This is a genomic window from Tsukamurella spumae, assembly GCF_012396015.1.
Taxonomy (GTDB): Bacteria; Actinomycetota; Actinomycetes; order Mycobacteriales; family Mycobacteriaceae; genus Tsukamurella; species Tsukamurella spumae.
Genome location: NZ_JAAXOQ010000003.1, coordinates 61,971 through 79,792 on the forward strand (window position 1 = coordinate 61,971; position 17,822 = coordinate 79,792).

Sequence of the window (17,822 nt, forward strand, 5' to 3'; positions counted from 1 at the left end):
TGACTCTACCGAGTCACTCCGAGTTGCCGGACAGCCCGAGGCGCGCCGAGCACGCGGGCCATGCGCCCCACCCCTGAGCGGCGAGGGTCTTGCGGGCGATGTCGATCTGCTCCTCGCGGGTGGCGAGGTCGGCGCGGGGCGCGTACTTGCCGCCGCCGTGGCGCAGCCAGGTGCCGTAGTCGAACTGGACGCCGCCGTAGAAGCCGTTGCCGGTGTTGATCGACCAGTTGCCGGTGGACTCGCACTGCACCAGGCGGTCCCAGACGGACCCCGGCGCCACGTAGGGCGCGCCCGGGGCCGTGCCGACGGCGGTGACGCCGGCGACGCCGGGATCGATCACGCTGGAGGTGATCTTCTCCCGCGAGACGACCTTGCCGTCCACGACCTTCTCGCGGTACTGGACGGTCTGCGTGCCGGGCTTGCCCGGGTTGGTGATCTGGGTCTTGCCGTTGGTCAGCTTCGGATCGTCGACCTTCTTCGGCGGCGCGATGTACGGCTCGGTGACCGTGACCGTCGAGGTGCGGTTGCGGCTGACCTTGATGGTCATGTCCGGCGTGACCCGCGAGTTCGCGCTCGGGGTGACGGTGTCCTGCTGGATCAGCGGGACGCCCATCTTGGCGAGGTACTCGGCGACGGTGCGCCCGGCCGCGTCCGCGCGGACCGTCTTCCCGGCGTCGACGACGGTGGCCGCCACGGGGGTGGTCACCGAGACCGCCGCGCCCGCGAGCGGGACCTGCGCGTCGAGCGGCACGGAGACGAAGTTCTTCGCATCGCCGAGGCCGGCATCGGCGAGGGCGGCGCCCATCGTGAGGTCGGTGGTCTTGACCGTACGGACGGTGCCGTTGACGTTGACCGCGATGTCGCGGGCGTGCTGCACGGTGATCGGCCGGCCCGAGGCCACCGACTCGTTCAGGCCCGGGGTCACCTTGTCGGCGGCGCCGGCTTCGATGCCCGCGGAGGCCAGGATGGACTTCACCGAGCGGCTCATCGTCGAGACCTCGCGGGTCTGTCCGTCGACGGTGACGGTGACGTCCTGGTAGAGCGCCGCGGCAGTGCCGCCGGCGGCCATCAGCGCCACGAGCATCGCGCCGGTGACGGCGCGGACCGGGGTGTTCTCCAGGCGGGTGCTGATCCCACCGAGCACGCCGCTCTTGGTCTCGCCCACAGCGGCCTCGGGAGCCTCGACCTCGTCGTCCTCGTCGTAGACCTCGAGGGACGCGACGGGCTCGACCTCGTCGGCCAGGTGGGTGAGGTTCTCGGCCTCCTCGACCGCCTCATCGCCGTAGACCTCGGCCTCGAGCTCGATGATCTCGCGGTCGACGGTCGTCTCGCGCAGGTCGCTGAACCGGGCGAAGACCCGGTTGACGTCGAACTCCGCGGTGCGCTCCCCCGCCGGAGGGAAGGCGCCTCGACGCGGCTGCGCGGTCGGCTGGTCCACCGTGGTGGAGTTGTCGTCTGTGTGAAGCTCAGGCACTGGTGACTTCCCTACGGGTACTACGGATGGACTAGCGATGTGGCCAACGGCGACGTTTCGGCCGCCGTTACATCACAGTACGGTAACGGAGAAGTGGATGGCGTGCCAGCTTCTGTTCATTTCGACGCCGCGAATGTGGCGCCGAACACACGCTCCGCGGTCGCCGTGGTGGCCGCCGCGATCTCCTCGGGGCTGACTCCGCGCAGGTCAGCGAGGAATCGGGCGGTGTAGGGGATGCAGTACGACTCATTGGGGGCACCCCGGTACGGATGTGGTGTGAGATACGGCGCATCCGTCTCGACGAGTAGTTGATCCTCGGGTACCAGGCGCGCGGCCTCCTGCAGGGCCGCCGCGTTGGTGAAGGTGACCGTGCCGGAGAAGCTGAGCACGTAGCCGCGGTCCACGCATTCGCGGGCCATCTCCGCGTCGCCGGAGAAGCAGTGGAAGATCACCGTCTCCGGGGCGCCGAAGCGCTCCAGGTCCTTCAGGATGTCGGCGTCGGCCTCGCGGTTGTGGATCATCAGCGGCTTGCCCAGGCGTTTGGCCAGGTCGATGTGCCACTCGAACGCCGCGTGCTGCTGCGCCGGCGTGGCCACGTCCTCCCGCTTGCCCAGCCAGTACCAGTCCAGGCCGGTCTCCCCGATGGCCACGCACCGCGGATCCGCGGCGAGCCGCTCGAGCTCCTCCGGCGCACCGTCGACCTCGAGCTGATGCGCGTCCGTGGGATGCAGGGCCACCGCGGCGAAGACCCGCTCGTCCCACCGGGACGCGTCGATGACGTACCGGGCCTGCTCCAGGTCGCACGCGACGGTGACGACGCGGTCGACGCCGACGGACGCCGACCGGTCGACCAGCTCCCGCACGGCCTCGGGCGTGCGGGCACGGCAGCCGTCGAGGTGCGTGTGCGCGTCGACGAGGCCCGGGAGCGGCGCGGGCAGCGGAGGCGGCGGCTTCTTCTTCCCCATACCGCCCATTGTTCCGGTAGTCCGCGCACCGCGGTTCTTCGGACCATGTTTAATCCTGTGTTAAGCGGCGGCGAAGCGATGCCTGTTCTGATCGCACCAGCCCCTTCGAAGAGGAGAACAGATGAGCTCGAAGCTCGTGGCCGGCCTCGTCGTCGGCTGCGCCGCCCTGGTCGCGGCCTGCAGCACGACCACCGCCGGGGAGGCCGTCGTCGCCGGACCGTCTCCGTCGAGCGCCGCACCCTCCGCGGCGGACCCGACGGTGACCGTCCCCGCGGGACTGGACACGGGCACGTTCCCGACCACCGCGCGCACCGTGCCGGCGACGAGCGTGTCGAGGTGGGTGGCCGAGGGCAATCGCATGGGCGACGACGCCCTCATCCAGACCGACGCGGTCGATCCCCGCCTCGTCGTCGGCGGCGCAGCGCTGCGCTCCTTCCCCGTGCTGCCGATCAGTGCGATCGAGGACGGCGTCCGCTCCCGCGTGCCGGACGCCACCGCCGATGTCTTCGTGGCCAACAACCTCCGCGTCGGGATGAGCACCACCCGCGGCGACAGGCTCGAGAACCCCACCGTCGCGCTGCGCATGGGGATCTACCGCTTCGACACCCCGCAGATCGCGCTCAAGGTCGTCGAATCCATCCGGACGGCCACCGCCGCCGCGCGCCCCGTCGCGATCACGGGCACCCCGAACGTGCTCTCCTCGGAGTTCAAGCCCGGCACCGTGGACAGCTACGTCGCGGAGGGGCCGTTCGTGCTGAACATCAGCGGCACCGGGCCCACCACCGCCGACGGCGCGCAGTTCGTCACGAAGGCCTACCCGCTAGAACTCGCGAAGCTGCGCGCCTTCTCCCCGACCCCGATCGAGGCGATGCCGAACATCGCCGTCGACCGCGACGGGATCGTCAGCCGCACGCTGCCGGTGGACGCGTCGGTCCCGCTGCCCGAGATCCAGACCGGCGGGTTCGCCTACAACAGCCTCCTGCACCGCCTCCCCGACCTGACCAAGACCGCGACCTACCAGAACGCGGGCATCGACCTGATCGGCATGGCCGGCAGCGTCGTGTACCGCACACGGGACGCCGCCGCCGCGACCGCGATGGTCGAGGCCGCCGCGTCGAAGAACCCGCCGGTCGACGGCATCCCGCAGCTGCCGGCGGTCAAGTGCATGACCAGTGGGACGCTCACCTTCTGCTGGTCCGCGGTGGGCCGGTACGCGGCGTCGGTCAACGACAAGAACCCCACCGTCGCGCGCCAGAAGGCCGCCGCGCAGTACACGATCCTCGCCACGACCCGCTAGGAGCACTCAGATGAAGCGCGCCGCCCTCCCCCTGCTCACCTGCCTCCTGGCCCTCACCGCCTGCAGCACGACGGTGACCGGCATCGCCAGCGACAGCGCCGGGAACTCGCCCGGCCCCGTCATCCCGACGGGGCTGGACGTCGGGCAGAACCCGACGACGCTGCGCGAGGTGCCGACACCGTCGAACGATCAGGCGTGGGTCGCGGAGGGCAACCGCATGGGCGACGCGCTGATCCAGGTGAACGAGGTCGATCCCCGGCTGACGATCGGGGGCATCGCGAAGCGTTCCTATCCCGTCCTGCGCGGCACGCAGCTGATCGATCGCGTGCCGGACGCGACCAAGGACGCGTTCTGGGACAACGACATGCGGGTCGGGATGACCACCACGCGCGGCAACGACTTCGACAACCCGACCGTCGCGGTCCGGATCGGCCTGTACCGCTTCGACGACCCCGACACCGCCGCGAAGACGCTCGCCAAGATCAAGGCGGGCACGGCGCGGAACAAGCAGATCGCGATCTCCTCGACCGACGGGGTCAGCGCGACCGAGTTCAAGCCCGGGACCGTGGACTCGTACCGCACCGAGGGGCCGTTCGTGATCAACGTCAGCGGTACCGCGCCCACGACCGACGAGGCGGCGCGATTCGTCACCAAGGCCTACGAGCTCGAGATGCCGAAGGTCAAGGCGTTCACCCCCACGCCCGTGTCGTCCATCCTGTCGCTGCCCGCCGACAAGGACGGCATCGTGGCACGGACGATCTACGAGAACGCCGACAGCGTCGCGAGCATGCTCAACAACGGCTACTTCGACCTGACCGGTCTCCTGCACCGCGTGCCCGACCTCGCGTCGGCGGACGCCTACCGGCAGGCCGGCGTCGATCTCGTCGGGCAGGGCAAGACCTTCGTGTACCGCACGCGCGATGCCGCCGCGGCCTCCGCGCTGCCCGACGCGCTCGCGCGGGTGACGAAGCCGAATCCCACGAAGGTCCCCGCAGCGGGGCCGACGGGCCTGCCCACCGTCAAGTGCAGCGAGTACACCGATGATCACACCGGCGCCTGCACGGGCACCGTCGGGCGGTACATGTTCACCCTGTCGGCCGACAGCCTGCGCGCCGCCCAGCAACTGGCCGCCGCGCAGTACACGATCCTGGCGAAGAACCCCTAGCGCGGGACCGCTACTCCGGTTCGACGTAGCGCGGGAAGACGCCCTGCGGTGAGGGCAGTGCGGTGCCGGGCCGCAGCCGGGTGGCCACCGCATCGAGGGACCGCTGGTCCTGGGGCTGCCCGAGCTGCGTGAGCAGCTTCTCCGACGACTCCGGCATGACCGGCTGCAGCAGCAGCGCGACCTGTCGCACGACCTCGGCGGTCACGTACAGCACCGTCGCCATGCGGTCCGGGTCGCTCGCCTTGAGCTTCCACGGCTCCTGCGCGGAGAAGTACCGGTTGGTCTCGGCGAGGACCTCCCAGATCGCCTCCAGGTACAGATGCAGCGCCTGGTTGTCGACGTGGCCGCGGACCGCCGCCAGCAGGCCGTCGGCCTTGGCGAGCAGGGCGTCGTCGGCCTCGGTGAACGGGCCGGGCGACGGGACCGCGCCCCCGCAGTTCTTGTTGATCATCGACAGCGAGCGCTGCGCGAGGTTGCCCAGCTCGTTGGCGAGGTCCGCGTTGATCCGGCCGACGATCGCCTCGTGGCTGTAGCTGCCGTCCTGGCCGAAGCTGACCTCGCGGAGCAGGAAGAAGCGCAGCGCGTCGAGGCCGTACTCGGCGATGAGGGCGTGCGGGTCGACGACATTGCCGACCGACTTGCTCATCTTCTCGCCCTTGTTGAACAGGAAGCCGTGGGCGAAGACCCGCTCGGGCAGCTCGATCCCGGCGCTCATGAGGAACGCGGGCCAGTAGACGGCGTGGAACCGGATGATGTCCTTACCGATGATCTGCAGCTTCGGCGGCCAGTACGTGGTGAACTGCTCCGAGTCCGTGTCCGGGTAGCCGGCGCCGGTGAGGTAGTTGGTGAGCGCGTCCACCCACACGTACATGACGTGGTCCGGGTCGCCCGGCACGGGCACGCCCCAGTCGAAGGTGTCACGGCTGATCGACAGGTCCTTGAGGCCGCCCTTGATGAAGCTGACGATCTCGTTGCGGCGCGTCGCGGGCTCGAGGTATCCGCCCTCGCGGTCCAGCAGCGCGAGCAGCTTGTCCTCGTACGCGGAGAGCTTGAAGAAGTAGGACGCCTCCTCGGTCCACTCCACCTCGGTGCCGGTGCCCGTGGACACGCGAGTGCCGTCCTCGGTGACCGTCGTCTCGTCCTCGGCGTAGTACGCCTCGTCGCGCACCGAGTACCAGCCCGAGTACTTGCCCAGGTAGATGTCGCCATTGGCCGCCATCCGCTCCCAGATGGCCTTCGACGCCACGTAGTGATCGGGGTCGGTGGTGCGGATGAACCGGTCGAAGGTGGACCCGACGGCGCGCTGCAGCGCCTCGAAGGCGGCGGCATTGCGGTCGGCGAGGGCCTTGGTCTCGATGCCCTCCTTGGCCGCGGTCTGCTGCATCTTGAGGCCGTGCTCGTCGGTGCCGGTCAGGAAGAACACGTCGAAGCCGTCGAGCCGCTTGAACCGCGCGATCACGTCCGTGGCGATGTACTCGTACGCGTGCCCGATGTGCGGAACGCCGTTCGGGTACGCGATCGCGGTGGTGAGGTAGAAAGCCTTGTCTGCAGCCATGGTGGGGTCAGCTTATCGGTGCGTTCCCGCGGTCCGGCAAGCACGTTTCGTCGCGCTGGTCAACGCCCCGACGATGCCCTGTGGAAAGTCCCGATCCCTCCACAGGCGGCGCTCTCGGGCGGGGTTCGTGGCCGGGGCGGCGCGATCATGAGCCGATGGGGGAACACGGGGTGTTCGCGCGTACCGAGCTGCTCGCGGAAGGATCCGACCATGCGATCCGGCGCGCGGTGCACGCCGAGCGCCTAAAACGGCTCCGGCCCGGCTGGTACGCGGAGCCGGGTGCCGACGAGGAGGTCGCCGCCGCGGTGGCGGCGGGCGGAGCACTGACCTGCATGTCCGTGCTCAGCAGGCAGAAGGTGTGGGTTCCGGAGTCGGCGCGGGGCGTGCACGTGCGGCTCACTCAGAGGTATCGGCCCGGTCCGCACACCGGCTACCGCGCCTGCGGTGGTGCGCTGAACGGACCGATCGGCGCCATCGACGATCCGACGACCGCGCTCCTCGCGGTGGTCGACTGCGTGCACGGCGACGAACTCACCGCCGTGCTCGACTCGCTCCTGCACCGCAGGGTCTTCCAGCCCGGTGAACTCGCCGGGATGCTCCGCGGGCAGCCGCGTCGTGTCGCGCGTGCACTCGCCGGAGTCGACGGCGCAGCGGAGTCGGGAACCGAGACCCAGGTGCGGCTGCACCTGCGCCGATCGCAGCTCCCGTACCGCACGCAGGTGTTCATCCCCGGCGTCGGCCACGTCGACGTTCTGGTCGGCCGGAGCCTGGTCATCGAGTGCGACAGCGAGGAGCATCACGCCGGTGAGGCGATCGAGACCGATCGCGAACGCGATCTCGCGCTGCACACGCTCGGCTTCGAGGTGCTCCGCGTCTCCTATCAGCAGGTCTTCCACCAGTTCTCCAAGGTCGCCGCGGCGATCGATCGCAAGATCGCCAACCGGGACCATCGGCGGGCCACGGACTATCAGGCGTGATCGACTACCCGAGTGCCCGCTGAAATGTCCGCTGGAGCGGCGCCGGCCCGGCGTGTCATGGCATCGGCGCCGCAGCGGACGACATCTCCGCAGGCACCCCGAGTACACGCGCACCCGGGACGGCGTCGAGGGCGATGACCGCGCCGGACTCGTCCAGCCGGAACCGGGCGATGTCGCGGCCGTAGCGCACGTAGACCACGTCGTAGTCGACGCCGATGACCTCCGTCTCGGCGGTCGGCGCGTCCGCGGCGGTGCCGGCGAACTCCCCCTCGGCGTAGAACCGGACCTGGCTCAGATCACCGTGCGCGATATGTACCCAGGTCAGCCGACCGCCCAGGTCGGTGCCGCCGTCGATCACCGGGTTCATCGCTGCTCCTCGTCGTTGGGTGGCGGGCGGACCGGGAGGGAGAGGATCCGCCTGCCAGGAAGTACTCTTCCGCTTCGCGCCCCGTGGCACATCGGGCGAAATCCCTATTTCTCCCGGACATCCGTCCCCCATTCGGCCGATACGGGCGCATGACAGGATGGCGCGGTGCATCCGGTCGACATGCTGCGGGCGCTGCGGGATCGCGGCCACCGCCCCGCGGCGCTGCTGGGCACGTGGGGCGGCTTCCGCGCCGTCATCGCCCCGGAGCCCGCGCTCGGCCCCGGCAGGGCCCCCGACGGCGCGCCGTGGCTCGGCATCATCGGCTATCCCGATGTCACCGGCGAGTCGCGGCTCGTACCCGAGGTCATCGGCGGCGACCCCGGTCCGCTACTGCTGTTGGACACTCAGGATCGCTGGACCTGCACCGATCCCGGCTTCCCGGTGCCGGAGGCGGCGCCCGCACCCCGGCCGTGGACGGCCCGATGGACCGCGCCGGACCGGGACCAACACCGGGCGGCGGTGCTCGCCTGTCAGGAGGCGATCCGCGCCGGCGACGTGTACCAGGTGAACGTGTGCACCCGCTTCGACGGCGCGCTGACCGGCGACCCGCTCGAGATGTTCGCCGACATCGCCGCCGCGACCCGGCCCGCGAAGGCCGCCTACCTCGAGGGCGACTGGGGCGCGATCGCGTCCTTCTCCCCCGAGACCTTCCTCACCGACCGGGACGGTCTCCTCACCGAGCGGCCGATCAAGGGGACGCTGCCGGCGGGCCGGCGTCCCGAGGACCTGCGGGCCAGCGTCAAGGACGTCGCGGAGAACGTCATGATCGTGGACCTGGTGCGCAACGACCTCAGTCGGGTCGCGGCGATCGGCACCGTCCGGACGCCGGAGCTGCTGCGGGTGGAGCCCGCACCCGGCGTCTGGCACCTCGTCTCGACGGTGACGGCGCAGCAGCGGCCCGGGACCACCCGGCGCGAGCTCCTGGACGCGACCTTCCCGCCCGCCTCCGTGACCGGCACGCCGAAGCTCGCCGCGCGCGGGCGGATCACCGCGTGGGAGAAGCACACCCGCGGCACCTACTGCGGCGCGATCGGCATCGATCATCCGCTGACGGGTCTTGACCTCAATGTCGCGATCCGCACCGTCGAGGCGCGGAACGGCGCCCTCCGGCTCGGGGTGGGCGGCGGCATCACGATCGACTCCGACCCCGATGCCGAGTGGCGCGAGTGCCTGGACAAGGCGTCGTCGATCGTGGGTTTCCGGCCCTGACGGGATCTCCCCCGCGTGTCCGCGTCCTGGTCAGTCGTCGGATTCCGACCGGCGCTGCGCGAGTGCCGTCTCGTACAACTCGCGCTTGGACGCCCCCGTCTCCGCGGCGACGGCGGCGCACGCGTCCTTGAGGCGCTCGCCCGCGTCGACCCGGCGCAGGACCGCGGCCACGTGGTCTCCGGGATCGGCGGAGACGGGGTCGGCGCCCGCGAGCACGACGGTGATCTCGCCGCGCACCCCGTCGGCCGCCCAGGCCGCGAGCTCGCCGAGGGTGCCGCGCCGCACCTCCTCATAGGTCTTCGTGAGCTCGCGACACACCGCGGCGCGTCGACCGGATCCGAGGACCTCGGCGGCGTCGGCGAGGGTCTCGGCGAGGCGGTGCGGCGACTCGAAGAACACCGCCGCCCGGCGCTCGGTCGTCAGCTCGTGCAGCCACGCCCGGCGGGCACCGGACTTGCGGGGGGCGAAACCGTCGAACAGGAACCGTTCGACGGGCAGCCCGGACAGGGCCAGCGCGGTGGTGACCGCCGACGGCCCGGGCAGGCAGGTGACCCGGTGCCCGGCCTCGACGACCGCCGCGACCAGGCGGTATCCGGGGTCGGACACCGAGGGCATACCGGCATCGGTGACGAGCAGCACCGTCTCACCGGCGTCGAGCGCGGCGAGCAACTGCGGGATCCTGCCGGCCTCGTTGTGGTCGTAGAAACTGAGGATCCGGCCGCGCGGTTCGACGTCCAGGGAGGCGGCCAGCGACCGCGCCCGGCGGGTGTCCTCGGCGGCGATCACATCGGCCGCTGCGAGTGCGGAGACGAGCCGGGCCGTGGCGTCGCCCGGGTTGCCCATCGGCACCCCGGCGACGATCAGCACACCGCGCGCGTCCTCAGCTCCCACGACTGACACCCTACGATGGGTCGCGTGACAGCCGTGGCCACCCCTGCAGCCGACGCCCACCGCGACGTCGTCAGTCCCGGCCCGACACTGCCGCCCGCGGTGTTCGGCGCGACCGACCGCGGTTTCGGCTGGACCGTGACGCTGCTGCTGACCGCCGTCGCGGCGGCCACCCGATTCTTCTACCTGGGCACACCGAGCAACAACGGGTTCATCGGCAGCACGCCGGTGCAGACCCCCGTGTTCGACGAGAAGCACTACGCGCCGCAGGGCTGGCAGGTGCTCACGGGCGGGCACTGGATCGAGGACAATCCGGGCTTCGGGTTGATCGTGCACCCGCCGGTGGGCAAGTGGATGATCGCCATCGGCGAGTGGTTGTTCGGCTACACGCCGCTGGGCTGGCGGTTCATGTCGGCCGTGTGCGGGACGCTGCTGGTGTTCCTGGTGATCCGGGCGGCCCGCCGGCTGTCCCGGTCCACGCTGATCGGCGGCCTGGCCGGCCTGTTCCTCATCTGCGACGGACTGACGACGGTGTCCTCGCGGGTGGCCCTGCTCGACATCTTCCTCGTGTTCTTCGGGTTCGCCGCGTTCTCGATGATCCTCGTCGACCGCGACCAGATGCGCGCCCGCCTGCACCGCGCGGCCGTCGAGGGGCGGATCACCGATTCGCTGTACGGCCCGCGCCTGGGGTTCCGGTGGTGGCGGTTCTCGGCCGCGATCATGGTCGGCCTGGCATGCGGGGTGAAGTGGTCGGGCATCTACTTCCTCGTCGGGATCCTCGCGCTCTCGCTCGCCTTCGACATCGCCGATCGGCGGCAGTACGGCGTGCTGCGGCCCTGGCGCGGGGTGATCCTGCGCGATCTGATCCCGTCCGGCATGTCCCTCGGGGTGCTGCCCGTCCTGATCTACCTCGGCACCTTCTGGGCCTGGTTCACCTCGGAGACCGCCGTCTTCCGGTACACGGTGGGCAATCAGATCGGCGACGGTGGGACCTTCGGCTGGGTGCCCGCGGCGCTGCGCTCGCTGTTCTACTACGAGGACAGCGTCCTGAAGTTCCACGACAGCCTCACCAACTCCGCGGGCAATCACCATCCGTGGGAGTCGAAGCCGTGGACCTGGCCGATGGGCCTGCGCCCGATGCTCTATCACTACACCGCCGATCAGTCGGGCGGGATGTGCGGCGACGGCCCCTGCGTCCGGGCCGTGATGGCCGTGGGGACGCCGGCACTCGCGTGGCTCGCCGTCCCGGTGGTGCTGTGGGCGCTGTGGAAGACGATCGTCAAGCGCGACTGGGCGTACGCCGCGCCCGTGACCATGTACCTCGCGACCTACCTGCCCTGGTTCCTCAACCTCGACCGGCAGATGTACTACTTCTACGCGCTGACTCTGATGCCCTTCCTGTGCATCATGATCGCCCTGATCTGCCGCGAGGTGCTGGGCCTGGACGGCCGCGCGCGGTTCTTCGGGTTCGAGCGGCTGCAGCTGGGCCGCTGGTTGGTGGTCCTCTACGCGACGATCGTCGTGCTGAACTTCGCCTGGCTCTGGCCCATCCTCACCGCCGCGCCCATCCCCATGTGGTGGTGGCGCCTGGAGCTGTGGTTGCCCAGCTGGCAGTAGCCGCCCGCTACCCGGTCCGACGGTGCCGAGTCAGAGCCCCGGACACGTAGCGTCAAGCACGAAGGGTATCGACGATGGTTGGCCGGCGACGGGGACATCAGCGATCGCGGTGCCCGACACCGCGTACGTGCTGCCCGATCGGTCGATCCGCACCCCGTCGTACGCCGAGTAGCCGCGCTGCTCGTAGCGGATGTGGACCTCCGTCGGGCGGGGCGCGTACCCGAGCCGGAACTGTGCGAAGGAATCGGCGTCGAGCTCGGACTGGACGCTGCGCCGCTGCCCCTCGGCGGAGCAGCGCACCGGCCCGGTCAACTCCACGGTCCGGCCGTCCATGACCATCGTCATCGTGCCGACGACGGTGCGCCGGACCGTACCGTCCGGCATCGTCATCGCCGTGCTCAACGGCGCATCACTGAGTGGATCCTTCGCCAGGCCCTTGATTACGGCGATCAGGACGCCCGCGCCCACCGCCGAGCCGACGACGGCGACCACGACCGCGAGGACGATCAGCACGATCCGGCGCGCCGGCAACCCGTCGCGACGGCTCACGAGACGACCGCGGTGCGGGTCTCGCGGGCCAGGAGCCACGCACCCGCGGCGGCCACGCACAGCGCCGCGGTGATGGCGAAGGCCCAGGTGAAGCCGAGGTACTGGGCGATCGCCCCGGCCAGCAGCGGGCCGGAGATCGTGCCCGCGTCCTGCGCCATCTGATAGGCCGACAGCGCGCCGCCACTGCGCCCCTTCCCCTGCAGGACATCGGCGACGGTGGCCTGCATGGTCGGTGCGACGAGGCCCGTGCCGATGCCCGCGACCACCGTCACCAGGAACGCGACGAGCACCGAATCGGTGAAGCCGAGGGCCAGCGTGCCCGCCGCGATGACGAGCATGCCCGTGATGATGAAGGGCTTGCGCCCGTAGCGGTCGGAGGCGCGGCCCGCCGGGAACATGGCCAGCACGTCGCCCGCCGCGTACGCGGCGAGGGCGTAGCCGGCGATGGCCGCCGGCTGGTCGAGCACCGCGGCGAAGAACAGTGGCAGCAGCGACACCCGCATCGAGTACACCCAGCCGAACACCACCGACGTGAACAGCGCAGCCCGGTAGGCGGAATCCGCGAGGGCCTCGCGCACCGTCGTACCGGGTTGCGAGGAGGCCTCCGCGGGGCCGGCCAGGGTGCTGCCGCGCAGCGCGACCCCGACGACGAGCGTGGCCACCACCAGGGCGATCGCGTACACGACGAAGGGCACGCGCAGGCCGAACCCGACGAGCGCGCCGCCCAGGAGCGGGCCGCAGATACCGCCGAGCACGAAGCTCGACGAGTAGACGCCGCTGACCCGGCCACGGATCTCGGCGGGCGCGATGCGGATCATCAGCCCCATCGCCGAGACGGTGAACATCACCGACCCGACGCCGCCGAGGCCGCGGAAGAGCATCAGCTGCCAGTAGCTCTGCGCGAAGGCCACCGCGAGCGTCGACGCCGCCACGATCAGCAGGCCCGCCATGTAAATCCAGCGTTCGCCGAAGGCCTTCACCAGGGGCCCGGTCGCGGGCGCGAAGGCGAGCCGCATGATCGCGAACGCGCTGACCACGGCGGATGCGGCACCGATGCCCACGTCGAAGGTGCGGGCGAAGGCGGGCAGGGCGGGCGCGACGACGCCGTAGCCGAGGGCGATCACGAAGCTGGCGGCCACGAGGACCCAGACCTCCGGCGGTACCCGTTGCGGCGCGGGCGCGGAAGCTGCTGAGTTCACCGAAACATCATCCGCTAAGAACGCGTCAAGACCCGCATCGGGGGCGTTAACGCGGCCTTGATCCGGCCCCGAACGGTGGTCGAGTGGACCCCATGGACATCTCCAACGCGCTGGCCCTGGCCGCGACGATCCTCACCCTGGCGTACCTGCTGTACGCGCTGCTGCGGCCGGAGCGCTTCTGATGGGCGATACCGCATCGGGCCTGCTGACGATCGGGACCCTGGTCGCGGCCCTGGCGATCTGCTATCGACCGCTGGGCGACCATCTCGCGCACGTGGTGACCGCGCCGCGGCACTGGCGGGTCGAGAAGGCGGTCTACCGCCTCGTCGGCGCCGACCCGGAGGCCGAGCAGGGCTACCGCGTCTACGCGGTCGCGGCGCTGGCCTTCAGCGCGGTGAGCATCGTCGCGTTGACCGCGCTGCTCCTCGCGCAGGGGCTGCTGCCCGGCTTCCACCCGAAGCAATGGCGCTTCGACGAGGCGCTCAACACCGCGATCTCCTTCGTCACCAACACCAACTGGCAGTGGTACTCCGGCGAAACGGCGATGAACGTCGTCACGCAGGCCATCGGCCTCGCGGTGCAGAACTTCGTCTCCGCGGCCGTCGGCATCGCCGTCGCGGTGGCGCTGATCCGCGGCTTCGTCCGGTCCCGCACCGACCGGCTCGGCAACTTCTGGGTGGACCTCACCCGCATCACGCTGCGCGTGCTCCTGCCGATCTCCGTGGTCGGCGCGGTGATCCTCATGGCGCAGGGCGTGATCCAGACGCTGTGGCAGCGACACGAGATCGTCGGGCTCGACGGGCACAAGCAGGTGCTCACCGGCGGCCTCGTCGCGAGCCAGGAGGTCATCAAGCTGCTCGGCACCAACGGCGGCGGCTACTTCAACGCCAACTCGGCGCACGCCTTCGAGAACCCGACGGCCGCGACCAACCTGTTCCAGATCTTCCTCATCCTGCTGATCCCGGTCGCGCTGCCGCGCATGCTGGGCAACCTGGTCGGCAATCACAAGCAGGGCTACGCGATCCTCGGCTCGATGACGATCATCTTCGCCGTCTCCACCGCGATCGCGATCGGCTCCCAGCTGGGCGGTCAAGGCACGGCGTCGCGCGCCGCGGGCGCCGCCCTCGAGGGCCAGGAGCTGCGCTTCGGCCAGTGGGGCACAGCACTGTTCGCGACCGCTACGACCAGTACGTCGACGGGGGCCGTCAACGCCGCGCACGACAGCCTCACCCCTGGCGCCGGCGGCACCGCGCTGGTGAACATGCTGCTCGGCGAAATCAGCCCCGGCGGGGTCGGCTCCGGCCTGTACGGCATGCTCGTCATCGCCGTCCTGACGGTGTTCCTGTGCGGCCTCATGGTCGGCCGCACGCCCGAGTACCTGGGCAAGAAGATCGGCCGTAGGGAGATCACCCTCGCGGCCCTGTACATCCTGGTGATGCCGGCGCTGGTGCTGGTCGGGACCGCGGCCACCGTCGTGCAGGAGCAGGGCGTCGCGGCGATGACCAACTCCGGGGCGCACGGACTGTCGGAGGCGCTCTACGCCTACGCGTCCGCGGCCAACAACAACGGCAGCGCCTTCGCCGGCCTCGCCGTCGACACCCCGTGGTTCAACTACACGCTGGGCGCGGCGATGCTGCTGGGCCGATTCGCGCCCATGGTCGCGATCCTCGCCCTGGCCGGCGCGCTCGCGCAGCAGCACCCCGTGCCCGCCACCGCGGGCACCATCCCCACCCACCGCCCGCTGTTCGTGGGCCTCACCGTGGGCGTCGTGGTCCTGGTGGCCGGACTGACCTTCGTCCCCGCCCTCGCGCTCGCACCGATCTCGGAGGTCACCCAGTGAATCGGGAAGAAATCCGCTCGGCCCTGCCCCGCGCCGTCGCCAAGCTCGACCCGCGCACCCAGATCCGTCAGCCCGTGGTGTTCGTGGTGTGGATCGCGTCGGTGTACACGACCGCGCTCGCCGTCACGAAGCCCTCGGTGTTCGCCTGGTCCGTCGCCGTCTTCCTCTGGGCGACGGTGCTGTTCGCGAACCTCGCGGAAGCCGTCGCCGAGGGCCGCGGTCGCGCGCAGGCGGAGTCGCTGCGCAAGGCGAAGACGGAGACGGTCGCGAGGCTGCGCACGGCGGCCGGCGAGAAGGCGGTCCCCGGTTCGGAACTGCGGATCGGCGACCTCGTGATCGTCGATGCCGGCGAGGTCATCCCGGGCGACGGCGACGTCGTCGAGGGCATGGCCACCGTCGACGAGTCGGCCATCACCGGCGAATCCGCGCCCGTGGTCAGGGAATCCGGCGGCGACCGCTGCGCCGTCACCGGCGGTACCCGGGTGCTCTCCGACCGCATCGTGGTCGAGATCAAGACGGAGCCCGGCAAGAGCTTCATCGACCGGATGATCGGCCTCGTCGAGGGCGCGAACCGACAGAAGACGCCCAACGAGATCGCTCTGAACATCCTGCTCACAGTGCTGACGATCATCTTCCTGCTGGCCGTCGCGACGCTGCAGCCGATGGCGATCTACTCCGGCGGCGCGGTCGATGTGGTGGTGCTCGTGGCACTGCTCGTGTGCCTGATCCCCACGACGATCGGCGCGCTGCTCTCCGCGATCGGCATCGCGGGCATGGATCGGCTGGTGCAGCGCAACGTGATCGCCAAGTCGGGTCGCGCGGTGGAGGCCGCGGGCGACGTGTCGACGCTGCTGCTCGACAAGACCGGCACCATCACCTACGGCAACCGCCGGGCCACCTCGTTCCACCCCGTCGCGGGACTGGACGAGCACGCCCTGGCGGGCCGCGCGCTGCTCGCCTCGCTCGCCGACGAGACGCCCGAGGGACGCTCCATCGTCGACCTGGCGACCACGCTCGGCCACGAGGTCCCGACGGTCCGCCTCGGCTCCTTCGTGCCCTTCACGGCGCAGACCCGCATGTCCGGCGTGGACCTGCCCGACGGCACCCGCATCCGCAAGGGCGCGTCCGCTGCCGTGCTGGCGTGGGTGGCGGCGGAGCACCGGGTCACCGGGGAGAGCGTCTCCGAGGCGATCGGCACCGTCGACGTGCGGCTGGCCGTGGACGAGATCTCCGGCTCGGGCGGCACCCCCCTGGTCGTGGCCTACGCCGAGCCCGGCGGCGCCCCGACGCTGCAGGGCGTCGTGCACCTCAAGGACGTGGTGAAAACCGGTATGCGGGAACGCTTCACGCAGCTGCGCGCGATGGGCATCCGGACCGTCATGATCACCGGCGACAACCCCCTGACGGCGAAGGCCATCGCGGAGGAGGCCGGCGTCGACGACTACCTCGCCGAGGCCACCCCCGAGGACAAGCTCGCGCTGATCAAGCAGCAGCAGGAGGGCGGCCGCCTCGTCGCGATGACCGGGGACGGCACCAACGACGCGCCCGCGCTCGCGCAGGCCGACGTGGGCGTCGCGATGAACACGGGCACCTCCGCCGCGAAGGAGGCCGGGAACATGATCGACCTGGACTCCGACCCGACGAAGCTCATCGACATCGTGGAGATCGGCAAGCAGCTGCTCATCACCCGCGGCGCGCTGACCACCTTCTCCATCGCCAACGACATCGCGAAGTACTTCGCGATCATCCCCGCGATGTTCGTGCCGCTGGCCCCCGGCCTCGACGTGCTCAACGTGATGCGGCTGCACAGCCCGCAGTCGGCGATCCTCTCCGCGGTGATCTTCAACGCGCTCATCATCGTCGCGCTGATTCCGCTGGCGATGCGGGGCGTGAAGTACACGGCGAAATCGGCGGACAAGCTGCTGGCCCGCAACCTCGCGATCTACGGCCTCGGCGGCATCGTCGCGCCGTTCATCGGGATCAAGCTCATCGACCTCGTCGTGCAGCTCATCCCCGGATTGTCCTGAAAGGCACCGACATGTTCTCCGGATCCCTCTCCGCCGCCCCCCGCCAGCTCCTGGCCGGCCTGCGCATGCTGATCGTCATGACCGTCGTGCTCGGCGCCCTGTTCCCGCTCGTGGTGTGGGGCGTGGGGCAGGTCGCCTTCAGCGCGAAGGCGAACGGCTCGCAGATCGAGCAGAACGGCACCGTCGTCGGGTCGTCCCTGCTGGCCACCAAGTTCGACGGTCCGCAGTGGTTCCATCCGCGCCCGTCCGCGGGCGAGTACGACACGCTCGCCTCCGGCGGCACCAACCTCGGGCCGAACAGCGACAAACTCGTGGCGCTCATCGCCGAGCGGCGCGCGAAGGTCGCCGCGGAGGACTCCGTGCCGGGCGGGGCGGTGGCACCGTCGGACGTGCCGACCGACGCGGTGACGGCGAGCTTCTCCGGCCTCGATCCGGACATCTCCCCCGCGTACGCGCGGCAGCAGACGGCCCGCGTCGCCCGGGCGCGCGGGGTGCCGCCCGAGCGGGTGACGGCGCTGGTCGCGCAGCACACCGAGGGGCGTCAGCTCGGCTACCTGGGCGTCGAGCGGGTTAACGTGGTGACTCTGAACGCCGCACTCGCCGATCTCGCCGCCACCGCGAAGTAGCCCGGGC

16 protein-coding genes are annotated in these 17,822 nt (G+C 70.6%); 9 read left to right on the top strand and 7 right to left on the bottom strand.

The features are described from left to right. Nucleotides 1–13 precede the first annotated feature (13 nt). Nucleotides 14–1,474, bottom strand: coding sequence for a resuscitation-promoting factor (locus tag HF999_RS22780; protein WP_168544486.1), 1,461 nt, complete (start codon nt 1,472–1,474; stop codon nt 14–16). A 116-nt stretch (nt 1,475–1,590) separates the two neighbouring features. Further along, nucleotides 1,591–2,439 (bottom strand): TatD family hydrolase, encoded by an 849-nt coding sequence (locus HF999_RS03155; protein WP_168544487.1) that lies wholly within the window; start codon nt 2,437–2,439, stop codon nt 1,591–1,593. Nucleotides 2,440–2,560: 121 nt separating this feature from the next. Between HF999_RS03155 and HF999_RS03160 the strand changes: the two genes are divergently transcribed. Continuing rightward, entirely contained in the window at nt 2,561–3,736 is a 1,176-nt protein-coding gene (locus tag HF999_RS03160) for a DUF7373 family lipoprotein (RefSeq protein ID WP_168544488.1), read from the top strand. Nucleotides 3,737–3,746: 10 nt separating this feature from the next. Beyond that, nucleotides 3,747–4,901 carry a DUF7373 family lipoprotein gene (locus HF999_RS03165; RefSeq protein WP_168544489.1) on the top strand — a complete coding sequence of 385 codons (1,155 nt, stop codon included), beginning with the start codon at nt 3,747–3,749 and terminating at the stop codon, nt 4,899–4,901. Nucleotides 4,902–4,911: 10 nt separating this feature from the next. On the opposite strand, the gene metG is transcribed toward HF999_RS03165, so the two are convergent. After that, the gene (metG, locus tag HF999_RS03170; RefSeq protein WP_168544490.1) at nt 4,912–6,456 is read right to left on the bottom strand and encodes a methionine--tRNA ligase; all 1,545 of its coding nucleotides are present in this window, start codon (nt 6,454–6,456) and stop codon (nt 4,912–4,914) included. A gap of 155 nt (nt 6,457–6,611) precedes the next feature. Here metG and HF999_RS03175 point away from each other — a divergent pair, with 155 nt between their 5' ends. Further along, a complete protein-coding gene (locus HF999_RS03175; RefSeq protein WP_168544491.1) occupies nt 6,612–7,433 on the top strand; it encodes an endonuclease domain-containing protein in 822 nt (273 codons plus the stop codon). A 55-nt stretch (nt 7,434–7,488) separates the two neighbouring features. Here the strand turns inward: HF999_RS03175 and HF999_RS03180 are convergent, their stop codons facing one another. Then, nucleotides 7,489–7,800 carry a hypothetical protein gene (locus HF999_RS03180; protein ID WP_168544492.1) on the bottom strand — a complete coding sequence of 104 codons (312 nt, stop codon included), beginning with the start codon at nt 7,798–7,800 and terminating at the stop codon, nt 7,489–7,491. Nucleotides 7,801–7,965: 165 nt separating this feature from the next. On the opposite strand from HF999_RS03180, the gene HF999_RS03185 reads away from it, so the two are divergent. Continuing rightward, the gene (locus tag HF999_RS03185; protein WP_312853997.1) at nt 7,966–9,069 is read left to right on the top strand and encodes an aminodeoxychorismate synthase component I; all 1,104 of its coding nucleotides are present in this window, start codon (nt 7,966–7,968) and stop codon (nt 9,067–9,069) included. Nucleotides 9,070–9,099: 30 nt separating this feature from the next. Here the strand turns inward: HF999_RS03185 and rsmI are convergent, their stop codons facing one another. Beyond that, nucleotides 9,100–9,960 (bottom strand): 16S rRNA (cytidine(1402)-2'-O)-methyltransferase, encoded by an 861-nt coding sequence (rsmI, locus tag HF999_RS03190; protein ID WP_168544493.1) that lies wholly within the window; start codon nt 9,958–9,960, stop codon nt 9,100–9,102. A gap of 15 nt (nt 9,961–9,975) precedes the next feature. Between rsmI and HF999_RS03195 the strand changes: the two genes are divergently transcribed. Further along, a complete protein-coding gene (locus tag HF999_RS03195) occupies nt 9,976–11,574 on the top strand; it encodes a dolichyl-phosphate-mannose--protein mannosyltransferase (RefSeq protein WP_168544494.1) in 1,599 nt (532 codons plus the stop codon). A 30-nt stretch (nt 11,575–11,604) separates the two neighbouring features. Here the strand turns inward: HF999_RS03195 and HF999_RS22930 are convergent, their stop codons facing one another. Further along, a complete protein-coding gene (locus HF999_RS22930; RefSeq protein ID WP_168544495.1) occupies nt 11,605–12,123 on the bottom strand; it encodes a lipoprotein LpqH in 519 nt (172 codons plus the stop codon). Beyond that, nucleotides 12,120–13,322 carry an MFS transporter gene (locus HF999_RS03205; protein ID WP_168544496.1) on the bottom strand — a complete coding sequence of 401 codons (1,203 nt, stop codon included), beginning with the start codon at nt 13,320–13,322 and terminating at the stop codon, nt 12,120–12,122. Before HF999_RS03205 ends, HF999_RS22930 begins: the two co-directional genes overlap by 4 nt. Before the next feature lie 92 nt (nt 13,323–13,414). Here HF999_RS03205 and HF999_RS03210 point away from each other — a divergent pair, with 92 nt between their 5' ends. From HF999_RS03210 to kdpC, 4 genes are read left to right on the top strand one after another with little or no spacing between them, the layout of a single operon-like run. Next, the gene (locus HF999_RS03210; RefSeq protein WP_074850389.1) at nt 13,415–13,504 is read left to right on the top strand and encodes a potassium-transporting ATPase subunit F; all 90 of its coding nucleotides are present in this window, start codon (nt 13,415–13,417) and stop codon (nt 13,502–13,504) included. Continuing rightward, nucleotides 13,504–15,162, top strand: a complete 1,659-nt coding sequence (gene kdpA, locus HF999_RS03215; protein ID WP_168544497.1) for a potassium-transporting ATPase subunit KdpA — start codon at nt 13,504–13,506, stop codon at nt 15,160–15,162. Before HF999_RS03210 ends, kdpA begins: the two co-directional genes overlap by 1 nt. Then, entirely contained in the window at nt 15,159–17,189 is a 2,031-nt protein-coding gene (gene kdpB, locus HF999_RS03220; protein WP_168544498.1) for a potassium-transporting ATPase subunit KdpB, read from the top strand. Before kdpA ends, kdpB begins: the two co-directional genes overlap by 4 nt. Before the next feature lie 11 nt (nt 17,190–17,200). After that, a complete protein-coding gene (gene kdpC, locus HF999_RS03225) occupies nt 17,201–17,815 on the top strand; it encodes a potassium-transporting ATPase subunit KdpC (RefSeq protein WP_168544499.1) in 615 nt (204 codons plus the stop codon). Nucleotides 17,816–17,822: the final 7 nt, after the last annotated feature.